At 57.8% G+C, this 25,541-nt stretch carries 27 protein-coding genes; 11 read left to right on the plus strand and 16 right to left on the minus strand.

The window, feature by feature from the left end; all coding sequences use genetic code 11:
• Positions 1-12 precede the first annotated feature (12 nt).
• The 4 genes from PH547_RS04010 to PH547_RS04025 form a co-directional block, all read right to left on the minus strand.
• Positions 13-1,077, minus strand: coding sequence for a Gfo/Idh/MocA family protein (locus PH547_RS04010; RefSeq protein WP_104823610.1), 1,065 nt, complete (start codon positions 1,075-1,077; stop codon positions 13-15).
• Complete coding sequence (locus PH547_RS04015; RefSeq protein WP_104823611.1) at positions 1,074-1,913, minus strand: carbohydrate ABC transporter permease; 840 nt, start codon at positions 1,911-1,913, stop codon at positions 1,074-1,076. Before PH547_RS04015 ends, PH547_RS04010 begins: the two co-directional genes overlap by 4 nt.
• 12 nt (positions 1,914-1,925) lie before the next feature.
• Positions 1,926-2,879 carry a carbohydrate ABC transporter permease gene (locus PH547_RS04020; protein WP_104823612.1) on the minus strand — a complete coding sequence of 318 codons (954 nt, stop codon included), beginning with the start codon at positions 2,877-2,879 and terminating at the stop codon, positions 1,926-1,928.
• 305 nt (positions 2,880-3,184) lie between these two features.
• Entirely contained in the window at positions 3,185-4,444 is a 1,260-nt protein-coding gene (locus tag PH547_RS04025; RefSeq protein ID WP_104823613.1) for an ABC transporter substrate-binding protein, read from the minus strand.
• A gap of 223 nt (positions 4,445-4,667) precedes the next feature.
• Here PH547_RS04025 and PH547_RS04030 point away from each other — a divergent pair, with 223 nt between their 5' ends.
• The 3 genes from PH547_RS04030 to PH547_RS04040 are packed head-to-tail and all read left to right on the plus strand — an operon-like array spanning position 4,668 to position 6,640.
• On the plus strand, positions 4,668-4,958 hold the full coding sequence (locus PH547_RS04030) for a hypothetical protein (RefSeq protein ID WP_158704474.1): 291 nt from the start codon (positions 4,668-4,670) through the stop codon (positions 4,956-4,958).
• Positions 4,959-4,994: 36 nt separating this feature from the next.
• Entirely contained in the window at positions 4,995-5,879 is an 885-nt protein-coding gene (locus tag PH547_RS04035) for a glucosamine kinase nucleotide-binding domain-containing protein (protein WP_104823614.1), read from the plus strand.
• Positions 5,876-6,640 (plus strand): GntR family transcriptional regulator, encoded by a 765-nt coding sequence (locus tag PH547_RS04040; protein WP_104823615.1) that lies wholly within the window; start codon positions 5,876-5,878, stop codon positions 6,638-6,640. The genes PH547_RS04035 and PH547_RS04040 overlap by 4 nt, the downstream gene beginning before the upstream one ends.
• A gap of 55 nt (positions 6,641-6,695) precedes the next feature.
• On the opposite strand, the gene metH is transcribed toward PH547_RS04040, so the two are convergent.
• Positions 6,696-10,472: a methionine synthase gene (gene metH, locus PH547_RS04045; protein ID WP_285167463.1), complete on the minus strand. Its 3,777-nt coding sequence runs from the start codon at positions 10,470-10,472 to the stop codon at positions 6,696-6,698.
• A 267-nt stretch (positions 10,473-10,739) separates the two neighbouring features.
• On the opposite strand from metH, the gene PH547_RS04050 reads away from it, so the two are divergent.
• Positions 10,740-11,996, plus strand: coding sequence for an AGE family epimerase/isomerase (locus tag PH547_RS04050; protein ID WP_104823617.1), 1,257 nt, complete (start codon positions 10,740-10,742; stop codon positions 11,994-11,996).
• A 43-nt stretch (positions 11,997-12,039) separates the two neighbouring features.
• On the opposite strand, the gene PH547_RS04055 is transcribed toward PH547_RS04050, so the two are convergent.
• Positions 12,040-12,528 carry a heme-degrading domain-containing protein gene (locus PH547_RS04055; protein ID WP_104823618.1) on the minus strand — a complete coding sequence of 163 codons (489 nt, stop codon included), beginning with the start codon at positions 12,526-12,528 and terminating at the stop codon, positions 12,040-12,042.
• A 220-nt stretch (positions 12,529-12,748) separates the two neighbouring features.
• Between PH547_RS04055 and PH547_RS04060 the strand changes: the two genes are divergently transcribed.
• From PH547_RS04060 to PH547_RS04070, 3 genes are all read left to right on the plus strand, one after another.
• Positions 12,749-13,720: a polysaccharide lyase family 20 protein gene (locus tag PH547_RS04060; RefSeq protein ID WP_104823619.1), complete on the plus strand. Its 972-nt coding sequence runs from the start codon at positions 12,749-12,751 to the stop codon at positions 13,718-13,720.
• A 134-nt stretch (positions 13,721-13,854) separates the two neighbouring features.
• Positions 13,855-14,151, plus strand: coding sequence for a hypothetical protein (locus PH547_RS04065; RefSeq protein ID WP_104823620.1), 297 nt, complete (start codon positions 13,855-13,857; stop codon positions 14,149-14,151).
• Positions 14,152-14,453: 302 nt separating this feature from the next.
• Positions 14,454-14,660, plus strand: coding sequence for a hypothetical protein (locus PH547_RS04070; RefSeq protein WP_104823621.1), 207 nt, complete (start codon positions 14,454-14,456; stop codon positions 14,658-14,660).
• 141 nt (positions 14,661-14,801) lie between these two features.
• Here the strand turns inward: PH547_RS04070 and PH547_RS04075 are convergent, their stop codons facing one another.
• From PH547_RS04075 to PH547_RS33825, 5 genes are all read right to left on the minus strand, one after another.
• The gene (locus PH547_RS04075) at positions 14,802-15,662 is read right to left on the minus strand and encodes a sugar phosphate isomerase/epimerase family protein (protein WP_104823622.1); all 861 of its coding nucleotides are present in this window, start codon (positions 15,660-15,662) and stop codon (positions 14,802-14,804) included.
• Positions 15,663-15,738: 76 nt separating this feature from the next.
• The gene (locus PH547_RS04080) at positions 15,739-16,827 is read right to left on the minus strand and encodes an NAD(P)H-dependent flavin oxidoreductase (protein WP_104823623.1); all 1,089 of its coding nucleotides are present in this window, start codon (positions 16,825-16,827) and stop codon (positions 15,739-15,741) included.
• A 305-nt stretch (positions 16,828-17,132) separates the two neighbouring features.
• Positions 17,133-17,297, minus strand: a complete 165-nt coding sequence (locus PH547_RS04085) for a hypothetical protein (protein ID WP_285167466.1) — start codon at positions 17,295-17,297, stop codon at positions 17,133-17,135.
• 88 nt (positions 17,298-17,385) lie between these two features.
• Positions 17,386-17,634 (minus strand): hypothetical protein, encoded by a 249-nt coding sequence (locus tag PH547_RS04090; RefSeq protein WP_104823658.1) that lies wholly within the window; start codon positions 17,632-17,634, stop codon positions 17,386-17,388.
• Complete coding sequence (locus PH547_RS33825; protein ID WP_104823659.1) at positions 17,631-17,837, minus strand: hypothetical protein; 207 nt, start codon at positions 17,835-17,837, stop codon at positions 17,631-17,633. Before PH547_RS33825 ends, PH547_RS04090 begins: the two co-directional genes overlap by 4 nt.
• Before the next feature lie 159 nt (positions 17,838-17,996).
• Here PH547_RS33825 and PH547_RS04095 point away from each other — a divergent pair, with 159 nt between their 5' ends.
• The 3 genes from PH547_RS04095 to PH547_RS04105 all read left to right on the plus strand — a co-directional run bounded on the left by PH547_RS04095 (position 17,997) and on the right by PH547_RS04105 (position 19,827).
• Positions 17,997-18,788 carry a S24 family peptidase gene (locus PH547_RS04095; protein WP_104823660.1) on the plus strand — a complete coding sequence of 264 codons (792 nt, stop codon included), beginning with the start codon at positions 17,997-17,999 and terminating at the stop codon, positions 18,786-18,788.
• A 311-nt stretch (positions 18,789-19,099) separates the two neighbouring features.
• The gene (locus PH547_RS04100) at positions 19,100-19,411 is read left to right on the plus strand and encodes a hypothetical protein (RefSeq protein ID WP_285167469.1); all 312 of its coding nucleotides are present in this window, start codon (positions 19,100-19,102) and stop codon (positions 19,409-19,411) included.
• Between the two features lie 2 nt (positions 19,412-19,413).
• On the plus strand, positions 19,414-19,827 hold the full coding sequence (locus PH547_RS04105) for a hypothetical protein (RefSeq protein ID WP_245463857.1): 414 nt from the start codon (positions 19,414-19,416) through the stop codon (positions 19,825-19,827).
• Positions 19,828-19,845: 18 nt separating this feature from the next.
• Here PH547_RS04105 and PH547_RS04110 read toward each other — a convergent pair whose 3' ends face one another.
• From PH547_RS04110 to PH547_RS04135, 5 genes are all read right to left on the minus strand, one after another.
• Positions 19,846-20,316, minus strand: a complete 471-nt coding sequence (locus tag PH547_RS04110) for an MEKHLA domain-containing protein (protein WP_104823663.1) — start codon at positions 20,314-20,316, stop codon at positions 19,846-19,848.
• Between the two features lie 212 nt (positions 20,317-20,528).
• Positions 20,529-20,927 carry a hypothetical protein gene (locus PH547_RS04115; RefSeq protein WP_104823664.1) on the minus strand — a complete coding sequence of 133 codons (399 nt, stop codon included), beginning with the start codon at positions 20,925-20,927 and terminating at the stop codon, positions 20,529-20,531.
• Between the two features lie 84 nt (positions 20,928-21,011).
• Positions 21,012-21,851, minus strand: a complete 840-nt coding sequence (locus PH547_RS04120; protein ID WP_104823665.1) for an alpha/beta fold hydrolase — start codon at positions 21,849-21,851, stop codon at positions 21,012-21,014.
• Positions 21,852-22,029: 178 nt separating this feature from the next.
• Positions 22,030-23,637 carry a bifunctional AfsR/SARP family transcriptional regulator/alpha/beta hydrolase gene (locus tag PH547_RS04125; protein WP_245463859.1) on the minus strand — a complete coding sequence of 536 codons (1,608 nt, stop codon included), beginning with the start codon at positions 23,635-23,637 and terminating at the stop codon, positions 22,030-22,032.
• Positions 23,638-24,488: 851 nt separating this feature from the next.
• On the minus strand, positions 24,489-25,076 hold the full coding sequence (locus PH547_RS04135; protein ID WP_285167470.1) for a substrate binding domain-containing protein: 588 nt from the start codon (positions 25,074-25,076) through the stop codon (positions 24,489-24,491).
• Between PH547_RS04135 and PH547_RS04140 the strand changes: the two genes are divergently transcribed.
• On the plus strand, positions 24,974-25,531 hold the full coding sequence (locus tag PH547_RS04140; protein WP_285167471.1) for a protein-disulfide isomerase: 558 nt from the start codon (positions 24,974-24,976) through the stop codon (positions 25,529-25,531). The genes PH547_RS04135 and PH547_RS04140 overlap by 103 nt on opposite strands.
• Positions 25,532-25,541 lie beyond the last annotated feature (10 nt).

Below are 25,541 nucleotides of genomic sequence, written 5' to 3' on the forward strand. Positions count from 1 at the left end.
GTCTCTTATCCCTTACAAATAAACGGGCTTGCCGGTGCGCACGCTCTCGTCGGCGGCGAGGCAGATGCGTAGCGATTGAACAGCGTCGGCCATATGGCGGCTAAGGTCGATATCCTCGCGGATGGCCTTCAGCATGAAGGCCTGTTCGCGATCGCACAGCTCCTGGTGACCCGGCTCTCCGTCCATGCGCAGATCCTGATCGGGACGGATGAACTTGCCGTTCGGACCGGTCTCGGCCGTATGCAGCCGGATGACGGAGGTCTTGGTGTGCGTGTCGATGTCGTCCGACTTGGCGTTGGGGTCCATGACGATCGAGACCGCGCCATTCGGCGACATCACATCCTTCACGAAGAAAGCCGTTTCGGAAATCATCGGCCCCCAGCCGGCCTCGTACCAACCGACCGAACCGTCTTCGTAGATCACCTGCAGATGGCCGTAATTGTACATATCCGGCGCGATCTCGTCCGACATGCGCAGACCCATGCCGCGCACCTCGACCGGCTTGGCGTCCGTGATCTGGCACATGACGTCGACATAATGCACGCCGCAGTCGACGATCGGCGACGTGGTGCGCATCAGCGCCTTATGCGTCTCCCAGGTCGGTCCGCTCGACTGTTGGTTCAGGTTCATGCGGAAGACATAAGGACCGCCGAGCTTGCGCGCCTCGGCAATCAATCGCATCCAGGACGGATGGTGACGCAGGATATAGCCGATCACCAACTTGCGGCCGGCTTTCTCGGCTGCGGCCACAACGCGCTCCGCATCCTCAACGGTCGTCGCCAGCGGCTTTTCCACGAATACGTCGCAGCCCGCCTCGAAAGCCATGACGGCATAATCCGCGTGGCTGTCGGAATAGGTATTGATCGAGCAAAGATCGGGCTTCAACGCCTTCAGCGCCGTCTCGAAATCCGGATGGATCGTGTAACCCTGCAGCTCATCAGCCAGCTTCGGCTTCGAGCGATTGACGAGGCCAACAATCTCGAAACCGGGATTGTTGTGGTAGGCAAGCGCATGGCTGCGGCCCATATTGCCAAGGCCGGCGACCAACACGCGGATCGGCTTATGAGATGAGCTCACTTGACTGCTCCGGATGTAATGCCGCGAATGAGTTGGCGTGAGAAGAGGACGTAGAGGATGAGGATGGGCAGGATGGCGAGCGTCAGCGCCGCCAGGACCGCGTTCCAGTTGGTAACGAATTGGCCGATGAAGATCTGCGAGCCCAGCGTCACCGTCTTGGTCGCCTCGCTCGGCGCCAGGATCAGCGGGAACCACAGGTCATTCCAGATCGGGATCATGGTGAAGACGGCGACCGTCGCCATGGCCGGACGAACCAGCGGCAGCACAAGGCGGAAGAAGATCGCATATTCGCTGAGCCCATCGATGCGGCCCGCATTCTTCAAGTCATCCGAGACGGTTCGCATGAATTCGGACAGGATGAAGATAGCGAGCGGCAGGCCCTGCGCCGTGTAGACGAGGATCAGTGAAGTCAGCGTATTGACCAAGCCGGCTGCGACCATACCCTGCAGGATGGCGACCGTGCCGAGGCGGATCGGGATCATGATGCCGATCGCGAGATAAAGCCCCATGATGGTATTGCCGCGGAAGCGGTATTCCGACAGCGCGAAGGCGGCCATGGCGCCGAACAGCAGGGTCAAGACGATCGAGACGATCGTCACGATGAAGCTGTTCTCGAAATAGGTCAGGAAATCCCCCTGCTTTAGAACGGTCTGATAACCGATCAGACTAAAGCTGGATGGCGTTGGGATGCTCAGGGGCGCGCGGAAGATCGAGGCGCGGTCCTTGAAGGAATTGATGATGGTCAGAAACACCGGAAAGATGGCAAGCAACGTGTAGGCGATCAACGCCAGATGCACGAGGCCGGAGCGGACAAGGGAAGTGCGTGCCTTGGACATCGTCGCCTCTCCTCAGAACTGGTAGCGGCGGATGCGCCGCTGGACGATGAAAAGATAGAATGAGACGCCGGCGAGAATGATCAGGAACATTACCGTCGCGATGGTCGCGCCCATCGAGCGGTCGCCGAGCTGTAGCTGGAAGCCGAAGAAGACGCGGTAGAGCAACGTGCCAAGAATATCGGTGGAACCATCCGGCCCCGCCAGCGCGCCCTGCACGGTGTAGACAAGGTCGAAAGCGTTGAAATTGCCGACGAAGGTCAGGATCGAGATAATGCCGATCGCCGGCAGCACCAGTGGCAGCTTGATCTTCCAGAACTGGCTCCAACCGGTGATGCCATCGCACTCGGCCGCCTCGATCACCTCTTCAGGGATGTTCAGTAGCGCGGCATAGATCAGCATCATCGGGATGCCGACATATTGCCAGACCGAGATCAGCGCGACGGTGACGAGAGCCGTGCCCGGCTTGCCGAGCCAGGGAGCAAAGAACGACTTAAGGCCGACCATGCCCATCAAATCGGGCGCCACACCCCAGAGCGGCGACAGAATGAGCTTCCAGATGAAACCGACGATGACGAAGGAAAGCAGCGTCGGCAGAAACATGGCGGTGCGATAGAAGGCGACGAACCGCAGCTTCGGCAGCGACAGCAGCGCCGCGAGCGCGACACCGATCGGGTTCTGCACGCACATGTGGATGGCAAAGAAGATCAAATTGTTGCGCAGCGCATTCCAGAAATCATGCGACCAGCGATCATCCCCGAACAACACTTTGAAATTGTTGAGACCCACGAAGGTCGATTGGTTGTCGACGACGTTGTACAGCGACAGCCGCAATGTCTCGATCAGAGGCAGGATCATCACCGCCGTGTAGACGATGAAGGCCGGAAGAAGGAAAACGAAGATATGCCAACGCTTCTGGCGCTTGATCGGGACCGCATCAAAAGCGGCTGATATACTGGCTTTGCTCATGGCTTTCTGCCTGCTTTTATTGGCTACGCATCGGGACGGCAGCGCAAACGTTCAATTCGCCCGCTGTTCCGGCTCTCCGGCCAAACATGGAGAAACAATATCGGGCGCGGCTCGATGTGGTGTCGCGACAGCCGCGGGTCCGGCGGCTCATATCGGCATACAAGATAATGAAGGCGCGTCATGCACTTACCCATCAAAAGCGGGAAAGCAGCAACCGATGACCTCTGTCCTTCTATCCGCATGCACCGGCGGTAGAACAAGGTGAGGAGCACGAGGCCCCTCACCCGACTTACGTCAAAGCAGGCTTACTTGGCCGGCTTGTACCACTTGTCGAGGCCGGCTTGCAGCTTCTTGGCAGCAGCGTCCGGCGCGTCCGTGCCGTTGATCACGTTGGCGGATTCCGTCCAGGTTTCGTTTTCCAGGTTCGGCGTGCCGCGCGACAGGATCTGGTACGTCGAACGAACCGTCGACTTGTGATTGTCACGCCAGGAAACGAATTCCTGAGCGAGCGGATCGGTCATCTTCACCGGATGCGAGTTCAGGCTGAAGAAGCCCGGCAGCGCGTTGGCGTAGATGTTGGCGAACTCGTCCGAGGCGACCCAGCTCAGGAACTTCTTGGCCTCTTCCGCATGCTTGCTCTTGGCATTCAGACCGACGCCGATATCCGGATGGTCGGAGATGTAAGCCGTGTCGCCAGCCTTTGCGACCGGCGGCGGGAAGGCACCCATCTTGAACTGAGCCTGCGTGTTGAACAGCGCGATTTCCCACGAACCGGCCGGGTAGATGGCAGCCTTGCCGAGCGTAAAGAGGTTCTGGCTGTCAGAATAGCTCTGGGCTTCGAAGCCGTCGCCGAGGTAAGGCTTCCACTTGGCGAGTTCCTTGTAAGGATCGACCCACGGAGCATCCGTCAGTTTTTCCTTACCAGAGATCAGAGCCAGGCGACCGTCTTCACCCTTCCAGTAGTTCGGGCCGATGTTCTGGTAGCCCATGGTTGCAGCTTCCCACAGATCCTTTGTGCCCATGGCCATCGGAATGTAGGTGCCGTCGGCCTTGAGCTTGTCCAGCACTGCGAAGAATTCGTCGCGAGTCGCCGGAACCTTGAGGCCGAGCTTGTCGAAGGCATCCTTGTTGTAGATGAAGCCGTGGATGACCGAAGCCATCGGCACGCAGAAGGTCGACTTGCCGTCGTCCGTGGTCCAGGCAGCCTTGGCGACCGGCGAGAAGTTATCCATACCCTTCAGCGATGTCAGGTCGGACAACTGCTTCTTGTTGAAGAGGTCCAGCGAAGCGTCGAACGGACGGCAAGTGATGATGTCGCCGGCGGAACCAGCTTCAAGCTTGGCGTTCAGCGATGCGTTGTACTCGGTCGGAGCCGTCGGCGAGAAGACGATCTTGATGCCAGGGTTCTTGGCTTCGAATGCCGGGATGATCTTTTCCTGCCAAATCTGCAGGTCGTCGTTGCGCCAGCTTTCAACCGTCAGCGTCACGTCCGCCGCATGCGCGAAGCCGACCGAGGTCAGCAGGCTGGATGCGAGGAGTAAGCCTTTCAGAACATTGTTTTTCATTTCCCTCTCCTGTTTAAGCGCCCGGAAAAAGGCACCGTTCTCGATCTGAAAATCCGTTGGCATATCCGAGGAAACAGCCAACGCTCCACAAGGACCGCCAACATTGCCGGCCCCAAATGCACAAGGGCGCAAGGCACTGTGCCTGATCGGCCCGATCAATCGTGACCCGCCGGACGACCGGACAAGGACACCAGAAACTCAACACACGGGAATTTCATGACGAATGCTGTCGCGCAGACCCTGTTTGATCTACGCGGCTCCTGACAACGGCAGAGGTCCGTCACCTTCTGCTTGGCGTTCCGGCTATTGTTATCTTGCCGGTTCTGCCGATGCCTGTTCGAACTGTTCCCTTGGAAGAATTAAGGCCAAAAAAATACCAATTGTCCAGCCGAAATTTAACTTTTCTGAGTCGGAAAAACAGATAAAAAATTTTATTGATATTTTTCAATATGATACAGAAACGCAAAAAGCGACGCATTGCCTATTGGTAAATGGTATTTTTTTGGTATTGTAGGAAAAATGGGGAACGGGTGGTTATCCGGAGGGTGTGATGACGGAGTTTGCGATCGGTATCGACGGCGGGGGAACAAGCTGCCGCGCTGCTGTGACAGACAGGCTGGGTAAAGTCCTTGGTAACGGCAAGGCGGGGGCAGCCAATATCCTTTCCGATCTCGAAAACTCTTTGGTCAACATCGTCGCATCCGCCCAAGAAGCCCTCAGCGACGCCGGACTCGATCCGGAGTTGGTCCATACACTGCCCGCCGTTGTCGGCACGGCCGGCGCCAACGTCGGTGACTATGGCAAGCGCATCGAAAAAGCGCTGCCCTTTGCAAACAGCCATGTCGTCACCGACGCGACGATAGCGCTTCAGGGTGCGCTCGGCGATGCCGATGGGATAATCGGCGCATTCGGCACCGGTTCCGTCTACAATGCTCGACGCGACGGCAAGATTTGGGGCATCGGTGGTTGGGGCTTTGTCATTGGCGACCAAGCAAGTGGTGCGCGTCTCGGCCGCGATCTGCTGGAGCGCTCACTTCTGGCGCACGACAAGGTGCAGCCACCCTCGCCAATCACCGAAAAGATCATGGCTGAATTCGACGGCGATCCCGAACGCATCGTCGAATTCGCCCATGCTTCCAAACCGAAAGATTTTGCGCGTTACGCGCCGATGGTCTTCGAACATGCCGAAAGGGACGATGTGGTCGCTGTCGGCATCGTCAAGACAGCGGTGAACGCTATCGCCGAAAGCCTCGACACGCTGCTTTGGCCCGAATGCCCGGCGGTCTGCCTACTGGGCGGTCTCTCGAAGGCATATCATCCCTGGCTCGCTTCGCGACACAAGGCGCTTCTCGCGGAACCGAAAGGCGACGTATTGCGCGGCGCGGTCGAACTGGCGGCAAAGCTCCTGCAAAAAGACATGGGGAGCACGCCATGACCGAGGATTTGAGCCATATCTTCTCGCCGGAACGCCTGCTCGCCGGCGGCACCGGCCCGCTTTATGTCAAGCTGCGCCGCACGCTCGAAGACGCCGTCAAGGTTGGCACGCTGAAACATGGTGATGCCTTGCCGCCGGAACGCGACATAGCCGAATATGCAGCCGTCAGCCGCGTGACGGTACGCAAGGCGATCGACGATCTCGTGGCAGAGGGCATCCTTGTCCGTCGCCATGGCTCCGGCACTTTCGTCGCCAAGCCGGTCTCCAAGGTCGAACAGCGCCTATCGCAGCTAACGTCCTTCACTGAAGACATGGCACGGCGGGGCATGACAGCACGCTCCGAATGGCTGCATAAGGGCGTGCACACCCCCTCGCCCGATGAAATGATGATCCTCGGCCTTGCCGCCGGCACCAAGGTTTCCCGCCTCAGCCGTCTGCGCATCGCCGACGACCAGCCGCTGGCCATCGAACATGCCAGCGTCTCCGGCGAGTTCCTGCCGGACCCATCCACAGTGACCGCGTCGCTTTATGCCGAGCTCGAAAAGCGCCAGGTCCGCCCGGTCCGTGCCGTCCAACGCATCTCTGCGACCAACATGAAAGAGGCCGACGCCGGCCTGCTAGGCGTCCCCGTCGGGGCTGCGGGCCTATCGATCGAACGCATCTCCTACCTCGGCTCCGGTCGCGCCGTGGAATTTACCCGCTCGCTCTATCGAGGGGACGCTTATGACTTTGTTGCGGAGCTGACGATTGGAGCGACTTAGGGTTGAGTTAACGAGCATCCCTCACTCGCTTTTTCCACACCGTCAAATCAGATCATCATGCCGCGTCATCCACTGCGGTATCGCGGCTTTCCGGCACATAGTTGAGCACCGGTCCCAGCCAGCGCTCCACCTCCGCAACGGGCATGCCCTTGCGGGCCGCATAGTCTTCCACCTGATCTCGCTCGACCTTTGCTACACCGAAATAATAGGAGTCGGGATGGCCGATATAGAGTCCGGAGACGGAGGAACCGGGCCACATGGCGTAGTTTTCGGTGAGCTTCACCCCGGTCGCCGCTTCCGCATCGAGCAGACGGAACAGGGTCTCTTTTTCGGTGTGGTCGGGCTGGGCAGGATAGCCCGGCGCCGGGCGGATGCCGGCATAGGCCTCCGCCAGCAACTCGTCGCCATCGAGGTTTTCGTCCTTGGCATAGCCCCAGAACTCGCGCCGCACCCGCTCATGCATCCGCTCGGCAAAAGCCTCGGCGAAGCGATCGGCGAGCGCCTTGACGAGGATCGAAGAGTAATCGTCATTGGCGCGCTCAAAACGCTCGGCGATGGCAATTTCCTCTATACCGGCCGTGACGACAAAACCGCCGACATAGTCGCCGACGCCACTCGAAACGGGCGCTACGAAATCTGATAACGCCACGTTCGGGCGGCCATCCCGCTTCGACAATTGCTGGCGCAGTGTATAGAAGGTCGCGAGTTCGTCGGTGCGGCCCTCATCGGCGAACAATCTGATATCATCGCCGACCGTGCCTGCCGGCCAGAAGCCTACAACGGCGCGCGGGCGGAACCAGTTCTCCGCGATGATCTTTTCGAGCATGGCCTGTGCATCGGCATAAAGCTGCCGCGCCGCCTCACCCTGTTTCTCGTCTTCGAGGATGGCCGGGAAACGGCCCTTCAACTCCCAGGTCTGGAAGAACGGCGTCCAGTCAATGTATGTGGCAAGCTCTGCCAGATCGTAATTCTCGAACACCTTCGTTCCAAAGAACTGCGGCGTCACAGGCTTGTAATTCGCCCAATCAACCTTCTCGGCATTCTCGCGCGCCCTTGCGAGCGGCAGCCGTACCTTCTCCGCCTCGCTGCGGGCATGTGCCGCGGCGACCTTGGCATATTCCGTGCGAACCGTATCGACATAGCCCTGCTTAGCCTCCGGCGACAACAGCGCCGAGACGACACCTACGGCACGGCTGGCATCGGTGACATAGACCGTTTGGCCCTTCTCATAGCGTGGATGGATCTTCACGGCAGTGTGCACGCGGCTGGTGGTTGCACCGCCGATCAGCAGTGGAATATCGAACCCCTGCCGCTCCATTTCCGAAGCAACATGCACCATCTCGTCCAGGGACGGGGTGATCAGGCCGGAGAGGCCGATGATATCGACCTTCTCGGCGATTGCCGTTTCCAGGATCTTCGTCGCCGGCACCATGACGCCGAGATCGATGATTTCGTAATTGTTGCAGGCAAGCACGACGCCGACGATGTTCTTGCCGATATCATGCACATCGCCCTTGACGGTCGCCATCAGCACCTTGCCTGCCGCCTGGCGTTCGCCGTTGCCGCCATTGGCGAGCTTTTCCGCCTCCATATAAGGCAGCAGCACGGCAACGGCCTGCTTCATGACACGGGCCGACTTTACTACCTGCGGCAGGAACATCTTACCTGAACCGAAGAGGTCGCCGACGACATTCATGCCAGCCATTAACGGACCTTCGATGACGTGCAGCGGTCGCTCGGCCTTTTGCCGCGCCTCTTCGGTATCCGCTTCGATATATTCGGTGATGCCGTTGACCAATGCGTGCTCGAGCCGCTTCTCGACTGACCAGTCCCGCCAGGCGAGATCCTGTACCTTGGCTTCCCGGTTACCGGCACCACGAAAACGCTCGGCTATTTCGAGCAGCCGCTCTGTGCCGTCGGGCCGGCGGTTAAGAACGACATCCTCGCAGGCCTCGCGCAGCTCGGGATCGATGTTGTCATAAACTGCGAGCTGGCCGGCATTGACGATGCCCATGTCCATGCCGGCCTGAATGGCATGGTAGAGAAATACGGCATGCATCGCCTCGCGCACCGGCTCGTTGCCGCGGAAGGAGAAGGAAAGATTCGAAACGCCGCCTGAGATATGGACCAAAGGCATGGTCTGGCGGATTGTTCGCGTCGCCTCGATGAAATCGACGCCGTAATTGTTGTGCTCCTCGATGCCGGTCGCGACCGCGAAGATATTCGGATCGAAGATAATGTCTTCCGGCGGCAACCCCGCCTCTTCAGTCAGAAGCTTGTAGGCGCGCGCGCAGATCTCGACCTTGCGCTGATAGCTGTCGGCCTGCCCCTGCTCGTCGAACGCCATGACGACGACGGCAGCGCCATAATTGCGCAGCAGCCGGGCTTGTTTGAGGAAATTCTCCTCGCCCTCTTTCAAGGAGATAGAGTTGACGATCGGTTTGCCCTGCACACATTTCAGACCGGCTTCGATGATCGAGAATTTCGAGCTGTCGATCATGACGGGCACGCGGGCGATATCCGGCTCGGCGGCGATCAGGTTGAGGAACTCGACCATCGCCTTTTCGGAATCGATCAAGCCCTCGTCCATATTGATGTCGATGACCTGCGCACCGTTTTCGACCTGGTCGCGAGCAACGGCCAACGCTGCCGTGTAGTCGGCATTGGTGATCAGTTTGCGGAATTTTGCCGAGCCGGTAACGTTGGTCCGCTCGCCGACATTGACGAACGGAATGTCTTTGGTCAGCTCGAAGGGCTCCAGGCCGGAGAGCGACATGAAGGGTCGGTGCACCGCAAGCTGGCGCGGCGGGTATTTCGAAACTGCCTGAGCGATTGCGGCGATATGTTCCGGCGTCGAGCCGCAGCAGCCGCCGACGATGTTGACGAGGCCGTCGTGTGCAAAAGCTTCGACCTGCGCCGCCATCATCTCAGGCGTTTCGTCATATTGGCCGAATTCGTTCGGCAGGCCGGCATTGGGATAGGCGCAGACGAAGGTATCGGCAATGGCCGAAAGTTCCTGCAGATGCGGCCGCATGGCATTCGCGCCAAGTGCACAATTGAGGCCGATGGTGAAGGGGCTGGCATGGCGCACCGAATTCCAGAAGGCCGACGGCGTCTGGCCGGAGAGCGTCCGGCCGGAAAGATCGGTGATCGTCCCCGAGATCATCACCGGCAAGCGGACGCCCTTAGCCTCGAACCGCTCCTCGCAGGCAAAAATCGCCGCCTTGGCGTTCAGCGTATCGAAGATTGTTTCGATCAGGATGATATCGGCGCCGCCATCGATTAGGCCGTCGATCTGCTCGCCATACGCCAGTCGCAGATCGTCGAAGCTCACCGCGCGATAGCCGGGATTGTTGACATCGGGGGAAATCGAAGCGGTGCGGTTGGTCGGGCCGATAGCGCCAGCGACAAAACGGCGCCTGCCATCCTCGCGTTCGGCGCGGACCGCCGCCCGGCGGGCAACTGCCGCACCCTCCTTGTTGAGATCGTAAACCGCACCTTCCATCTGATAATCGGCCTGGGCAATGCGGGTCGAAGAGAATGTGTTGGTCTCCAGAATATCCGCGCCGGCCTTGGCATAGCGGTAATGGATTTCCTCGATGGCGTCAGGCTGAGTGAGAATCAGAAGGTCGTTATTGCCCTTTTGATGACAGGCGCAGCCGATGAAGCGATCGCCGCAGAAATGATCCTCTTCAAAGCCGAGCCCTTGGATTTGTGTCCCCATGGCGCCGTCAAGCACAAGGATTCGCTCGCTCGCTGCCTGCTTCAGGGCCGAGAAGACTTCACTGCCATCGCGTTTCGCTGTTTCCGAGCCAAAAAGATTGTCAAACATATGCGAACTCCACTGGCCTGATTGCGACGCATCCAGATCACATAAAGATATCTTTATGTCAACATATCTATGCCTTGGAGAAGCGCGGCGCAAGAATAATGCTGCTCTAGTTTGCCGCGTGTCCAAAAAATATCGATGCGATCGCCCGCCAACCCCTATAGGCATGGACAACGCGAGGCAGCCGACACAGTTTCATTGGTTAAAGCCATGACAGTGCTTTCAGGCAGCGCTATACGGCTTGTGGCAAAAGAGTCTTGGGAGGATAGCATGGGCATACAGCGTGAAACGGCAGCACTCGGCAATTGGAGCTCGCGGGCCTATCACCGCCGTTGGTTGCTTGATCAGGCAAGCGGGCTTTTCGATTTCTTCCAATATCGCTGCATCAATCCTAAGGGTGGATTCTACGATATGGATGATGCCGGCAGGCCGCTCGATGCAGCCAACCCTGTGCGGGGCATTCATTCGACCGCGCGTATGGTTCATTGCTTTTCGATCGGTTCGCTGCTCGGCCGCCCCGGCTCCGAGGATATTGTCGATCACGGCATGAACTATCTCTGGAAGCATCACCGTGATGCCACCCATGGCGGATATGTTTGGTCGCTCAACAATGATGGCCCCGTCGATGCCAGCAAGCAAGGCTATGGCCACGCTTTTGTGCTGCTCGCCGCCTCCTCCGCCAAGACCATCGGTCATCCGCTTGCTGACGGCATGCTTGCCGATGTCACCGAAATTCTGAACACGAAATTCTGGGAGGAAAAACACGGCGCCATCGCCGAGGAGTTCAACCAGGATTGGTCGCCGATCGATGGTGGCGCCTATCGCGGCCAGAATTCCAATATGCACCTGACGGAAGCGCTGATGGCAGCCTTCGAAGCGACCGAAAATAAAACATACCTCGACAAAGCCGAAAGCATCGCCGATCTCGTCATTCGCCGCTCCGCCGGTTCCGTCGGCTGGCGCGTCGCCGAACATTTCAATACCGACTGGGAACTCGACAAGGATTATCGCGGCAACGAAATGTTCCGCCCCTCGGGCACGACGCCCGGCCATTGGTTGGAATGGGCGCGCCTCGTCCTGCAGCTCTGGTCTCTCGGCGGCAAGCAGCACGACTGGATGCCGGATGCCGCCAAGGGTCTGTTCTCTCAATCAATGTCACTGGGTTGGGACAGCAACAAAGGCGGCTTCTTCTATACGCTCGATTGGGCTGATACGCCGGCCAAACGCAACAAGCTCTGGTGGCCGGCATGCGAAGGCGCCGGTGCCGCGCACTATCTCAACGAACATGTGCCGAGCGATTTCCACGAGGAGAGCTATCGAAAGATCTGGGGCACCATCGGCCGCTTCTTCATCGACAATAAGAATGGTGGGTGGCATGAGGAACTCACGGAAGACTTGGTTCCCGCCCATACGATTTTCCCCGGCAAGGGCGATATTTATCACGCCCTCCAGGCCTGCCTCATCCCCCTCTTCCCGGCAACAGGCAGCCTGACCAAAGTCATCGCCGAGGCTGGCGGCAAAATCTGAGATGAAGGGCGGCGTCCGCTAAGTCGGACGCCGCTATCCTCTTTTATGACAGGCTGAGATTATGCAGTTCGTGGCCAAGCGTGAGCGCCAGAGCCTCAACGACGAGATTGTGGTCTTCACGCTGCGGAAGTCCCGATACGGTGACTGCGCCGATGCAACCCGTGCCGAGAACGAAGATCGGAAAGCTGCCGCCGGATGCAGCATAGTCGGCGCTTGAAAGCCCGTTGTGCTCGATCGTCTTGCCCTGCTGCTCCAGTCGCAGAGTGCTGGCATAACTGCTGCGGAAATAGCGCAACACCATATTGCGCTTACGGCGGATCCAGTTGGAATTGTCCGGCGTCGAGCCAGGCAGCGCGATGTAGAAGACCGGCATGGAATGCAATGTGATATCGATCGCGACACCCAAATTGCGTTCGCTGGCAAGGTCATGCAGCAACTTGCCAAGCACCCATGCGGTCGAAAGATCGAAAGCATCGAAGCGCAGCGTCTCCTCTTGCAGGGCGATGCGGCTGAGGTCGTGTTCGATCGTCATGGAAAATCCTTCCTCCAGAATTGGCCGGCTTATCAAACGCGAACGAGATGATTTGTCTACTTATCTCTTCGGTATGTCGAAACCGAGCCGCCACTTCTGGCCGAGCACAAGATCGACATCTGCCGCTGATCACGTACCCAAAGTCGCCTCCTCTTGCCCCTCGAAGACGAACAGGTCATTGATAGTATTCCACGATCATCCGCTGAAGGAGCCTGCTGTCATGAACGCAAAATATGCACTGCCCGCTATCCTGGCCTGCACTTGCACCTGCGCCATGACTCCCGCTATGGCCGAGAATCCAGCTCAATTGGTTCTGCGCGATGGTTTCGATGGTACCGACTTCTCCCCTTCAGGCCATCTCTATTATCGTGACAATTCCGAACAGAAAGCTGGCAAGATCGAATTCCAATCGGAAGTAAAGCGCACCGGCACCGGCGCGCTGAAGCTCAGCGTCAAGCCGCTCTGCCAACCGGACAAGACGAACTGCAGTGAACGAGCAGAAATCTGGGAACGCACCAAATATCGCGTCCCCTATAACCAAGGCGTCTGGTATGGCTTTGCGGTCAAATTCGCCGACCCTATTCCCTCCGGTGATCATCGCTATCTCATTGCGCAGTGGAAGCGCGAGATCGGACCGAAGGCAAAGGGAGATTTCAGCCCTTTCCTGGCGCTGCGACTGAACAACGGCAAGCTCTTCGCCACAGTCGAGACCAACTATGTCGCTCCACCGACAACCGAGGTCAGCGACGCAACAAAGAAGTGTGCTGACAATCAGACGCCGGTCTGGTTCCGCTCGGACACCAATCAGATGCGAGCCCTTGTCGCCACCGACAGCAGTTGGGGTAAGGAGGATGGCAAGGAATTCACCGGCTGCACCAGTGCCATCACCATCACCGACCATGGCAATAAATTACCGACACCGGAATCCGGCTGGATCGACTTTGCGATCTACAGCAAGCCTGGCCCTGACGGTACCGGCCATATCGAGATCTTCGCCAACGATAAATGGATTGTCACCGTCAAGGGACATATCGGTCATGCCGACAAGGGTTTAGGCAAAAATCAGTATTTCAAGTTCGGCCCCTATCGCGCCGCCGACACGACGGAATGGACACTCTATTACGACGATTTTCGCCGCTCGCCTCGCTGCGCCGATGTCCTGTCGGATGCGAACCTCTGCCCTATGAAATGACCCGTTTCCGTACGCCTTCCCGGCAATGACATCGCGGCGAAAAGCCAGTTGCCACCGGCCCAGATTTTCGTAAAATCTCAGTGAACCTTTTTGCCTCTCATTGGTTATCTGCCTCAGCAGAGGAGACCACTGAAATGCTCACCACTCATCGCGATTGCAAACACCATGTGGAGAAAAACGCCATTCCTTCGCTTGGCGAAATCGAGGGACGTGTCGCAGTACTCGAAGTCGTAGCCCAATCTGCTCTGACTCATGTTTTCTTCGAGGGGCATGTCGATGTCGACGCGACCCTGCTTGCAGACATTCGCAGGGCCATGCACCGCAAATGCCGGGAACTGAAACTCGATGGCGAGGACACAGCCTCTGCCCTATCTTATGCCGAGGAATTGATCGAAGCAGCGGTCGAGGCGTCGCAGCCGGTTCATCAATGATGCCTTCGCGGCCGAGACTTATCCTTTTGATCATGGTGGCACTCGCCCTTGCGCTGGGTGTCCTGCTGTTCGTTGTACCGCATAACGGCAGGGAACAGATCGAAAATCCAGCACCGCACGCGCCGGACCAGACACCGCAATAGTCTCCTTCGAGCAAGCACCTGTGCCGATACGAAACTGTATCTGTATCAAATCAGGCAGGCGTTAACGCCGGCAAGAGAAGCCGATTGCAAACTTTTGGAATCAAAGCAGTCTTTGCTCCGCTTCCGCTCAAGTTCGAGCTTCCAACCACGGTGTAGCGAATGTCTATGATGGTCAACTCGCCCCTATATCCCGATGATGTCGATATCCTTGCTGGCGCGCTCTACGCCTGGTGTGCCGAACGCAGCATCAAACTGCAAAGCCAGGAAGGCCTGTCCGCGGCCAACGTCGCGATCAGCCTCTATGACGCTGGCTATCAGACACAGGATCGACTGCTCGGCGCCCTTCACGATTACGAATTTCACTGAAATTCATAGCGCCTGTGCTGCGGCCTCATCGGCAGAAGGCGCGCCTCGCCGCAATTCGTGGATAAATCGGAAGCGCGGGATTTGCCCATGCGCGAAGCATAATCGCGGCAGAGCTGGATCTCCGCAGCAATCATGGCGCCGTCATGCCGCCGTTGTGGCCTTCCGCAACACGCCCGCGATACAATCCCGCTCCTCCAAAATCCCCGACCATTCGTCCCCATAAAACGAGGAGTCGTAGATCAGCGTGAACGGGCCTTTGTAGCCCGCAGCATTGGAGAGTTCGACGCAGCGAACATAATCCTCGGTATCGAGGCCTGTTTCCGAATAATGCGCTTTGGCATGGCAGAGTTCGGCGCGACCGATGATCTTGGCGAGATCGCCATATTTGCCCGCGCCGCTCCAATTGCCGAAATCGCCGTTGAGACCAAGCTTGCCGTCAAGCGCGTCAAGCACACGGTTGACCTCGACCGGCCCCGGCAGCAGCGAGAACCAGTTTTCGATAACAAGTCGGATACCGGTTCCGGCAATCCGCTCGGCCAGCCAACGAAGATGTTTTTCTGCCCGGCTCAGCGCTTCGTCAGTCGGCTGCGCCTTACCGGCAATCACGCGCATATTCTCGGCGCCGAGCGCCATGGCGACCTCGATCCAGCTCGCCATCCATTCAGCGTCACGCTCCGCCGTCTCAGGATTACTGAGATCGCCGTCTTCAACCAACAGCGTCTGCACTTTGACGCCTGCCTTGTCGAAGGCATTCCGCAGATCGGCGATGTAAGCAGTCAAACGGCTCGGCAAATGAAACGAGCAGATTTCCATCCGGAAGATGCCGCGTTCGGCAAACTGTCTCGGGAGATCGATCAGAGCGATCGAGCCTTCCCCATAAGTCGGTTGCCGCGCTGGGGCATCCGTGCCGCCGGGCTTGTAAGGATAAGTGCTGCCGAGCGCGCGGTGCAGCGACCATGTAGAAACGGCAAAACGATCTGCCAGATCAGCCGAGAAAGCCATTGATATCTCCCCCTCTTTTGCCCGCGACGAGCAAAAGCGCGCCCAGCGAGTTTAGCGGCCAGCCTTATTTACTTGGTTAGCCACGCCCTGCCAACCGTCTCATAACGGTGATCGCATCATTCGCCAAAACCGCGGTTAACTCAGCCGACGGGAGTGACTGCGCCAGTTTGGCGGCTTGGCCGGACCAAAGATTGGTGAAATCACCGGAACCAGCCGCTTCGGCCTTGGCGCGCAGTGGCGCCAAGGCACCGCCGGCCGTCGGAAACGCGGGCACCAGATGAGAGAGTGGCCCCACCTCTCGCATGATGCGGTTCATCACACCTCTCGCCGGCCGTCCGGTGAAGACATTGGTCAACGCCGTATTATCGTCGCCTGCATGCTCCAGTGCCGCGCGATGGACCGCGGGAATTTTCGCCTCGGGCGTAAACAGATAGCTCGTGCCGATCTGCGCGGCGGAGGCGCCAAGTGCGAAAGCTGCCGCAATCCCCCGCCCATCTGCAATTCCGCCGGCGGCAATGACGGGGACCGTGACAGCATCGGCAATCTGCGGCACCAGCGCCATCGTGCCGACCTGCGTCGCCATATCTTGCGTCAGGAAATTGCCGCGATGGCCGCCAGCCTCGAAACCCATGGCGATGATGGCGTCGACATCACGTTCGGCAAGCCACCGCGCCTCCGCTACCGTAGTCGCTGACGAAATTATCTTTACTCCGGTTGCCCGCACTCGTCGGACCAGATCCGCATCCGGTAGTCCAAAATGAAAGCTGACGACCTCAGGCCGGTAGGCCTCTACGATTTCACAGAAGGAGGTATCGAATGGCGCGCGTCCGCCAGCCGGAACCGGTGCGGCAGGATCAAGCCCTGCTTCGACATAGTAGAGGGCAAGCCGTGCTCGCCATGCCATGTGCCGCGCAGGATCGTCTTCAGGCATGGTGTGAGCGAAGAAGTTCACATTGATTGGCTTTTTCGTTGCCGCTCTTATCATATCCAGAGCCGCGCGGAGTTGCTCCGGATTGTATTGAGCGCTTGGCAGGGATCCGAGACCGCCAGCCTCGCTTACTGCAATTACCATTTCTGGCGTCGTCGCGCCTGCCATGGGAGCCTGGATAATGGGAATGTCGATATCGAATAGGTCAAGGATCCGGGTATCTGGCCATTGGCTCATCACAAGCGCCTTTCATCTCCAAAGTCCGCCTGCCATCATTATCAGCCTAGTAACGGTGGCGGTAATGATTAGTGCAGATGTATCCATAGCGGTTGTCGATGGAATGAAGATCTCATGCTGACGACCGGAATAAACTTGCCTCAGCAAAAGCAATGCCTGGAACGATTACAAAAACCACAAACGCAAAAGGGGGCCTCTCCCGTTAAGGAGAGGGCGAGATAGGGAAATGGTCGGCACAGTAAAACCGACGAATGCATTGGAGAAAACTGAAATCAACGCGACAATACGGCATATAGCGGTGGCAGTCAGGGTGCGGCCCTTCCACCTCCTATCCATCGGGAAATCGAATCGAAAATCAGGTCAGCGATCCACATGGCGCAGACACCAACCACGAACGCCGTCGCATTCATGGCCGCGGCGTCCTTTTCCGGTAGCGGCCAATTGATGGCGCGCAGATGAAATTCATTCATGGAAACCTCCTCTGGTCGCCTAGACCAGGTCTTCGAATTAAGTTTTGAAAGTGGTTCAAATGCCGAGCGGCAGGCTGTCAGCGCCATGTCATCGGGGGCGGATTCTGGAGCGCCACCAGAGTGACCAAAGCCCTCGAAGCTCGCTTCGATTGGCCTCTGACTGAAACTCATCATCAATCATGCGAAAATGGACCAGATCTCCCTCCGGCGCGCCGCTGGCATCATCCTGACCAGCAGACCTCGAAGACGAAACAATCGGCTCCAGAGCGGCAAGAACACAAAGGAAGAAAAGAGCAGCGCCGACGCAGGCGAGAAAACCCTGAATGATCTCGCTCATATCGCTTTCTCCGTAGCCGGCTCGCTCCCGACCGAACCGGGATCAGACATTTCCGTTGGCTCGACATGCTCGTCGCAAGTTTCACAGTGCCGCTCGATCACCTCCGCGATCGACAATGCCCGGCCACAGCCAGGGCAACCCCAGAAGAAGTCGAAATAGCGTGAGCTCGAACCCACCTTTGTGTCCCTCCTAATTGAGATCATCCGATCACTCCCCAAAACCATCCTCCGCTAGGCGCCGTTCGCCTCAGCACTTCGGCCTGCAGCGAATTTAACCGCCGGCATCTTGATGGACACAAAATATGTTGTTATTAATGTCGATGTCAACATTATTTATGTTAATTATTTTGCGAGTGTTGGATCATGCAAAAATCCATGGGCGAACGACTAAAGGCGGCGCGCGAAGCCGCAAACTATCCCTCGGCGACGAAGGCGGCGGAGGCGCTCGGCATTGGCCTCTCGACCTATCGAGCGCATGAAAACGGCCAGAACGAATTCGGCCCCGAGATCGCCGATCGCTACGCCAAGAAGTTCGGCACCACCGCCGGCTATCTTTTGACGGGCGAAGGGCCAAGGAAGGTGGAGCGGCCAGGACCACGCATGGTGGTCACCTCCTTCGATCCCGATGAGCAATACAATGAAGGATTTGCCGAAGGCGGCGATGACCTCAGTTACAGTCGGGAACATTGGCAGCCGAAGATCGAAGGCGCGACGCCGGAGGTGGACGTCAAACTCGGCGCCGGCAGCGGCACTGTCGGCGAGGTTATCAATCTGCCGGTCGGCGCAGGCAATGTCGCCGGCCATAAGATCGTGGCGGAATGGCTGATTCCCTCAGGCTATTTGCGCAACGAGGCAAAGGCATCGCCGAACCACACCATCATCATGGAAGTGATCGGCGATTCCATGCAGCCCACCTACATGCCCGGCGACCGCGTCGTCGTTGATCTCTCGCAGAATCAGATGGCAACCGATACGGTCTATGCCATCAGCGACGGCTATTCCGAACCGCAGATCAAACGCCTCCAGCGCGTTCCTTTCACCCAGCCAAGCCAGGTGAAGATCATCTCCGACAATCCCGCACTGGAAACCTTTACGGTGGAATTGGCGCGGCTGACGATCATCGGGCGCATCTGCGGACATATTGCCAGGAAGTAGGTCGTAACCGATTCTCCCCTGCCCCATCAGTCATCCGCTTCCGACTAACTAGAAGCGGAGCCGGACGCTTATTCCTAGATAAGCCATAAACATCTATCGTGTTTTTTGCAGTCAATAGACACAAAATATGTTGACACATATCGTGCCATATGAAAGTTTGCCTTTCACGAGCCGGTAGGCCGAGACGGAATGAGCCCGCGCAAGTCCAGAGATCTTGCGTGAAGCCAGCGAAACCGGATCGGCAATCGGCTGAATGCAGCCCGCCGGATGCAGAAGGGAAAACGCCATCCATGCATGCGAGATCCGAAGTCATGACCACCGCTTGGACGCTTTATCGCCGTGACACGCGGCTGCGCCGGCCTTCGACCGCGGCCGCCAGGCGCCAATGGTTCGCCCGTGCACTCTCGACGGCTTGGACATGGGCACGCCAGCAAGCAACCGATGCGACCAAAACCGAAGACCAGAGCCGCGCCGAGCGAATTGCAAATCTGAGACTGGAATTGCTGCGCATCGATGCCCGGCCATTCGGAATGTCGATTGCCAGGGATCGGGCAATGTTGATGGAAGAGATCCATCACCTGTCAACCACATCGCTCGTGTCGGTTGCACAAATGGCCGCGTGATGATGCCCAGCGAAGTTTTCTCCTGCGAATATTCCTTCGATGAACTCGCCATAAGCCTCTGCGACCGTTGGGAAACGGGCCTGCTGCTCTACGGCCGCGCCGAACTGACATCGGCAGGAGATGGTTATGACGGCGAATTTTACGTCTCGGCGATCAAACTGGATGGGGGATCGCGATTGGTACGGCCGAACACGATCAGCAGCATAGGCAGCTTTGAGGCCGAACTGTTCCGCCGCATTGCCGCCGTGATCGAAAACGACAGGACGTCCGCCGGCCGCCACGCCGCCGAGCTGTTCGCCATCGAGTATGAACAGTCTAAGGAGACCGATTACGACTTATTTCGCGAAATCGAACGGGAAACGATATTGGGGGCCGGTGGCGTGATTATCCTCCAGCATCAGATTGCGACAGACTGAGGCTATGGCCGATCCGATCTACACGTCTTTCCACTTCGAAAAAGTCGCCGCCTGCCCACGCCGATTTCCGTCGCGGTCGATGAGTTGCCAGACGATGCCGTCTTCCATCCAGAAGCGCCGTCCCGACTTCGTGATCCGCAACCCGCGATAACCCGAGATAAAGCCGTCGCGTGTAACCGCATCCAACAATTGCTGACGTTCGGCACGGTTCGGAAGCTCCGCCGAGAGACGCGACGGCAAAGTGATGAATTCGTCCCAGGGATATTCGAAACAAGCCTGGCCAGCCTTGTTGGCATAAATAAAGCGCGGATCGGCGTCTGTATTATGCGCGACGACCACGAACGGAGCATCGTTATAGAGCCAACTCGGTCCGGGCCCCTCGTCGACAAGAGGCGTTCCGACGATACGGGCATAACTTCCGGTGAGCAGATCGAAAAACTCGCGATCAACCGACAAATCGGAGCTGTTGCGTTCTGAACTAATGGCCATGGATATCTTTCCTGCGAGCATCTCCGGTTTTTTCTTTAAGGCCGGAAATGCCGGAAACCAAATAGAACATCTCGCTGGCACTTGTAATTAGTCCTGCGCATAAATTCAAAGGTGGCGTGCCGGGAGGGCAAGCCATAGCCACCAAAAATCAATGATTTAGACCAAAGCGGGATCGGAAAACCTTCCACAATCAATCCCGATCGCCCATTCGGCTATTGATCATCATCGTCGTAACGCGACGAGGACCGCCGCCCCTCAAGCCTGTCCAGAATTTGGTTTAGCTCGTCCGCACATGCCTTCATGGGTTCGTCTTCGGCACATTTGATGTCTATTTTGACATCGCCGTTCTCGATGCGGAAACGAGCCGCCTTGGAAAAGAACGGACGACGGTTCATTGAACCCCTATGCCAACCGCCTCGCATTGCATCGTCATCAGGTCGGTGCAGGCCCATTGCTGGTGGTTGCGGCGAGTTTGCCGGCGGCGCTGTTTCTGTCTGGGTGGGCTGTTGGGCCGGCGGCGTCGGCGCCGTTGTATTCGGAGCTTGCTGGGCGAAACTGACGCCAGCAGAAAGCGATAGGGTCAGCGCGGCGATAGATAGAATCGTTTTCATTCCCTGGTCCTCCTCGAGACTGTGTAAAGAACACGCGAACTTGAGGATGGTTGCCAGGATGTACGAAAATTTGAGCTCACATAGCTAGATACTCCGAAGATCACCGTGATGTGCAAAGCGGTATAGCTCATTGTTGAACCGACCAGGGTTCTCCAGAAAAGGTGCGTGCCCTGTTGCGGCATACCACGATGCGGTCGCTCCCGGGCACAATGCTAGAAGATGCCGCCCCATCGCCGGCAGGACCACAGTGTCCTCTTGGCCGTGGGTTACAAGGACAGGCACAGCAAGTGCTGTCAGTACGTCGTCGGAATCGATCTCACGGGCCAGCAACGCAGCCCGGACCTTCGCTGGCACGGTCATATTCCAGCAAATGGCCGTTTCGAATATCTCGGAAGGTAGCTGCGAATAAGTGCAAGCGCGCACGAAATTGCGGATCGCTGCGATGTTCCCAGGCAAATCGTCGCTCGTGGCGCCAATGACATGGTCGAGGAAGCCCGGGCCAATCAAAGTGCCGAGCGCCGCCTTGTTTAGCGTGGTCGCCGCGCCCACAAAGTTGATGCCCGCAACATGGGCAGTTCCATGGGCGCGCAGATAGTCGCAAATAATGAAGCCGGCATAGGACCAGCCCACAAGAACCGGCTTGCCGAGGTTCAGTTGATCTATTACGGCGGCGATATCGTCTGCCCAAAGCTGCGGTTCATTGTAATACTCCGCTTCAAGGGGAGCGTCCGACATGCCGTGACCGCGCAGGTCCAGGGCCACAAGACGAAAATCCTCCGCAAGCGTGCTTTCATACTGGTTTTTCCAGCAGAGATGGTTCTGTGACCACCCATGGATGAAGAGGATCGACGGCGCGTCTTCTCTTCCCCACTCGCGAACATGCAATCGCAATCCCGCGCCGCCAGTTACGGTGTGAACCTTCATCGCCGTGCCTCCTTGTCATCCTCCAAAACCGCAGCAGGCATTCTATTCCGCGCGCATGAGAAAGAATGTAGGAGAAACCGTTGAAAGTGCCGGGCCAATCGTTGAAAATTGCCGCCGCAGTCGAGGCGCGAGCACATCCCGCTCAGTTGATGGCTTCTCTAAGGCGGTCAGGTCCGCGTCAAGGCGCGATAACTCGAGGCTGCGTTGTTTCGGCGACGAAGCGCGTGACTTCACGAACGAACTGCTCAAAGGCGGGTTCGTCGGCGAGGAGAATGTGATTGGCGCTGTCGAGATCGACAAATCGAGCCCCGGGGATGCCGGCTGCAAACTCTCTTCCGGACTGAAAGGGAACGACTGCATCTTTTCTTGCGTGCAAGACGAGGGTCGGAATCGTCACCTGCGACAGGGCATCCGAAACGTCGATCTCTCCGAATGCTTCGTGCAGGCGACCCGCGTTGCTGGGCGACACAGAAATGCGCTGCAGTTCGTCAAACCAATCCATTTGCACGTGGTCTGCCCCTGGAATGAACATCGCAGTGAACAGATGCCGAAAAACCGGATTGTTCTGGCCCCACCCTTCCCGGATCAATGCGGTCATCGCCTCATGCGTGGCGACCTCATGGCTGTCACCTCGCTTGCGCCAGCCTTTTACAAATCCGCCATATAGGATGAGCCCCGAAACCCGTTCAGGGTGTCGGACGGCATAGGCAACGGAGACGGCGCAGCTTTGCGATACACCCAGAAGCGTGAACCGGTCGAGGCTTGCCGCGTCGACCACACTCTCCAGGTCCGCAATCATCGCCGCAAACGAAATATCCTCGGCAATCCAGTCCGAAAGGCCATTGCCGCGTTCGTCATAGCGTATCAGCTTCGCCTTCTCCGAAAGGGCATCGATCCAATGCCTCCACACCGGACTTTCCCAATCATACTGGAGATGCGACATCCAATGTGCGGCTCGCACGATCGGCGATCCCTGTCCACACACCGCGTAAGCAATTGTTACCCCGTCTGCGGTTTTGCAGAAGCGAATGTCCTGCGATCTCTTGCTCGGTGTTACCGGTGGCGACGGAACATCCGTTTCAAAAGTCCGGGAGACGAGACCTGATCCAGGCCGTGAAAGTCGCGGTGATTGGTTAAGGGCATCGCGAGCCCCCTTGCCCAGCCCAGCCCCGGAGACTGAAAGCTCCGACCATTGCTCGGGGAGATCGACAGTGGCAATCTCTTTGGTAAGACGGTCAAGCACCAGAGAATAAACGTTTACTCGCTCAGGACTGTCTTGAAGGCGTCGAAGGAGGACGCGCAGAATTGCCATGTGCAACCGAAGCGCCATATCCCGGTGACATAGCCGCCACGCTTCAAAGTTTGGGCAGTGCGGCAGGCAGAGGTCTTCAAGAAATTCGCCGCGAAACGTTGTGGCAAGCAACTCCAATGTCTCCGTATCCAAGGCGTCGACGTCAGCAGGTCGGAGAGACGACATGCGCTTGAAATCCACGTCGATCATCTGCGGGCTGAGGAGAACGGAATTGTGGTCAGCATGCAAACGCACATGACCGTCAGTATTCACGATCGGCCTGAGTTTATGGAGGCTCCACCTCAACGAAGCCCGAGGGTCGTCTGGAACTTCCCAGAACATCTTGCAAAGATGATCGCGACGCTGGGGTCTTCCAATGACGGCCAAATAGGCAAGAAGAGCGCGGGTTTTCTTCGACTGCGGCAGAGACAGAAGTATTCCCTGCTGCTTGACCTCGAGTTCGCCCAATAGCTTGATGGTTAGCTGGCCGACCATGGCACACTGACTCGCGGAAGTGTTCAGCCGACAGCTTAAAGCAATGTAGCCCAAGATGAAATCGGCTGCGGTTACCGTGAGGCTAACACCTTGGGTGATCGGCCCATTCGCTTGGCTAGCGACCCTTCGTTGCGTTGACCCATGCAAGAAGGTGGATGAATGGCGAAATGATGAGGGAGTATATGGCCCGTTTTTAACGTCTACTACGCCTGTTACTTCGGATTTTGGCTTTTGCCGTTCCCATGTAGGGGGCCTTTAGGATACTGCACAATGAGGCAAGCCATCCGGAGGACAAGGTGATATGCCGCAATGATCGTCGATCACTGTGGGTAGGCAAATTTGCCCACCCACAGTGATGCAGTACGCCCGGGGGTGTCGAGCGCTAGTCGCAAACGGTCCTGTATAGCTTCACCCGATGGTGATAGCTGTACCTGTAGTATTTTTCTGTCCAGCACCGGCGACCATAGTCATATCTCGGGCCGTCATAGTAGCCATCGTATGCATAGCGTGGCCGGTGATAGTATCGCGGTGGTGGCCGATCATCGTAGTAGCGAGGACCGGTCCCGTACTCAAAGTAGATCTGAGAGAATGCCGGCGACGCTGGTAACGCCGTTGCAAACGCCAGTGCTGCGATTGCGATCATTTTCATGTGTTCTTCCCATCCCGATTTGCACACCCTCATTTGCAAGGCTGTGTCTCACAACTGGGATGTTAATACGTCATGAGCGCTGCTTCTGAACACGGACCTAAGTCCCGATCAAATCCGGACTTTGGCCTGATGAAGCGCAAAAGGTTGGTTCGACGTTTGCTCAATTCCTTTATTGGTGTGAAGGCGGCGGACGCCCCGGACCTTACGAGGTGATTGCCGATCCCAGACGGGGGGAACTGCCGAGCTTTTCGGAAAGGAAGTCGATCAAAGCCCGCGCAGCCGTCGGGAGATGCTTGCGGGAAACGTAGAGAGCATGAATGCCGAGAGACCGCGGCTTCCAGTCCGGCAGGACGACCGCGAGTTTCCCGGCGCGGACTTCTTCATCCGCCGCGAAGCACGGCAGCATGGCGATGCCGAGACCTGAAAGAGCGGCACGTTGCAAAGCCAGAGCGTCGTTCGTCTGAAACCCTCCTGACACAGCTACTGTAACCTCACCCTCGTCCTTGTTCAGCACCCATTCTGAGCCACCCAGATGTGCATAGGTCAGGCACCGATGGGCTATTAGGTTTTCCGGTGAAGCAGGCTCGCCGCACGCTGCCAGGTAGTCCTTGGAGGCATACAGGCGCGATGGGCAATGCCCCAGACGTTTCGCCGTCAGGGATGGATCGAGATGGTTCGCGATACAAGATGCTGCCCTCCGGCCTTTTCGTAGGCGGACGGCCGATCTCGTCCATCGCTGACCATGCCTGGCGCAACGACCAGCGTATCCAGAGCCTGACGGGCCAGCCATTTTCGGAAGCCTACCGCCAAAACGTCCTGCTGGCGCCGAACGGCGTCTTCGATTCCCGGTCGGCAACGCTGGCCCTGACCGCTCTTGGCGAGCAGGATGCCCGCCTTGAACCCCACTTCCTACATGCCGTGCAGATCGCCCGGTATGTCGAGGGGCGCGACACATCCAGCATCGACGAGGTGACCGAGGTTGCCGTCCGGGTGGCCGCCGACCACGGCTCCGAACTGGCGATCGAGGCTTTCGCCGACCGACTCCGGAATGATGTGGATCTGCGTGAGCGGACTATGGAGCGAATGGAAGAAACACATGTTCGGATGAACACCCTCGGCATTCGCGGCGTTCCGCAGCTCGTCGCAGTCGTCAACGGGACGTCGCACGTTCTGAGCGGCGAAGCCCTCTACCGCGGCCCGCAGCATCTCGTCGCAGCACTCTCCAGGCTGCCAGTAGCAGCCTGAAAACCACACC

The sequence above is a fragment of the Rhizobium cerradonense genome, assembly GCF_030182455.1.
In the GTDB taxonomy this organism is placed as follows: domain Bacteria; phylum Pseudomonadota; class Alphaproteobacteria; order Rhizobiales; family Rhizobiaceae; genus Rhizobium.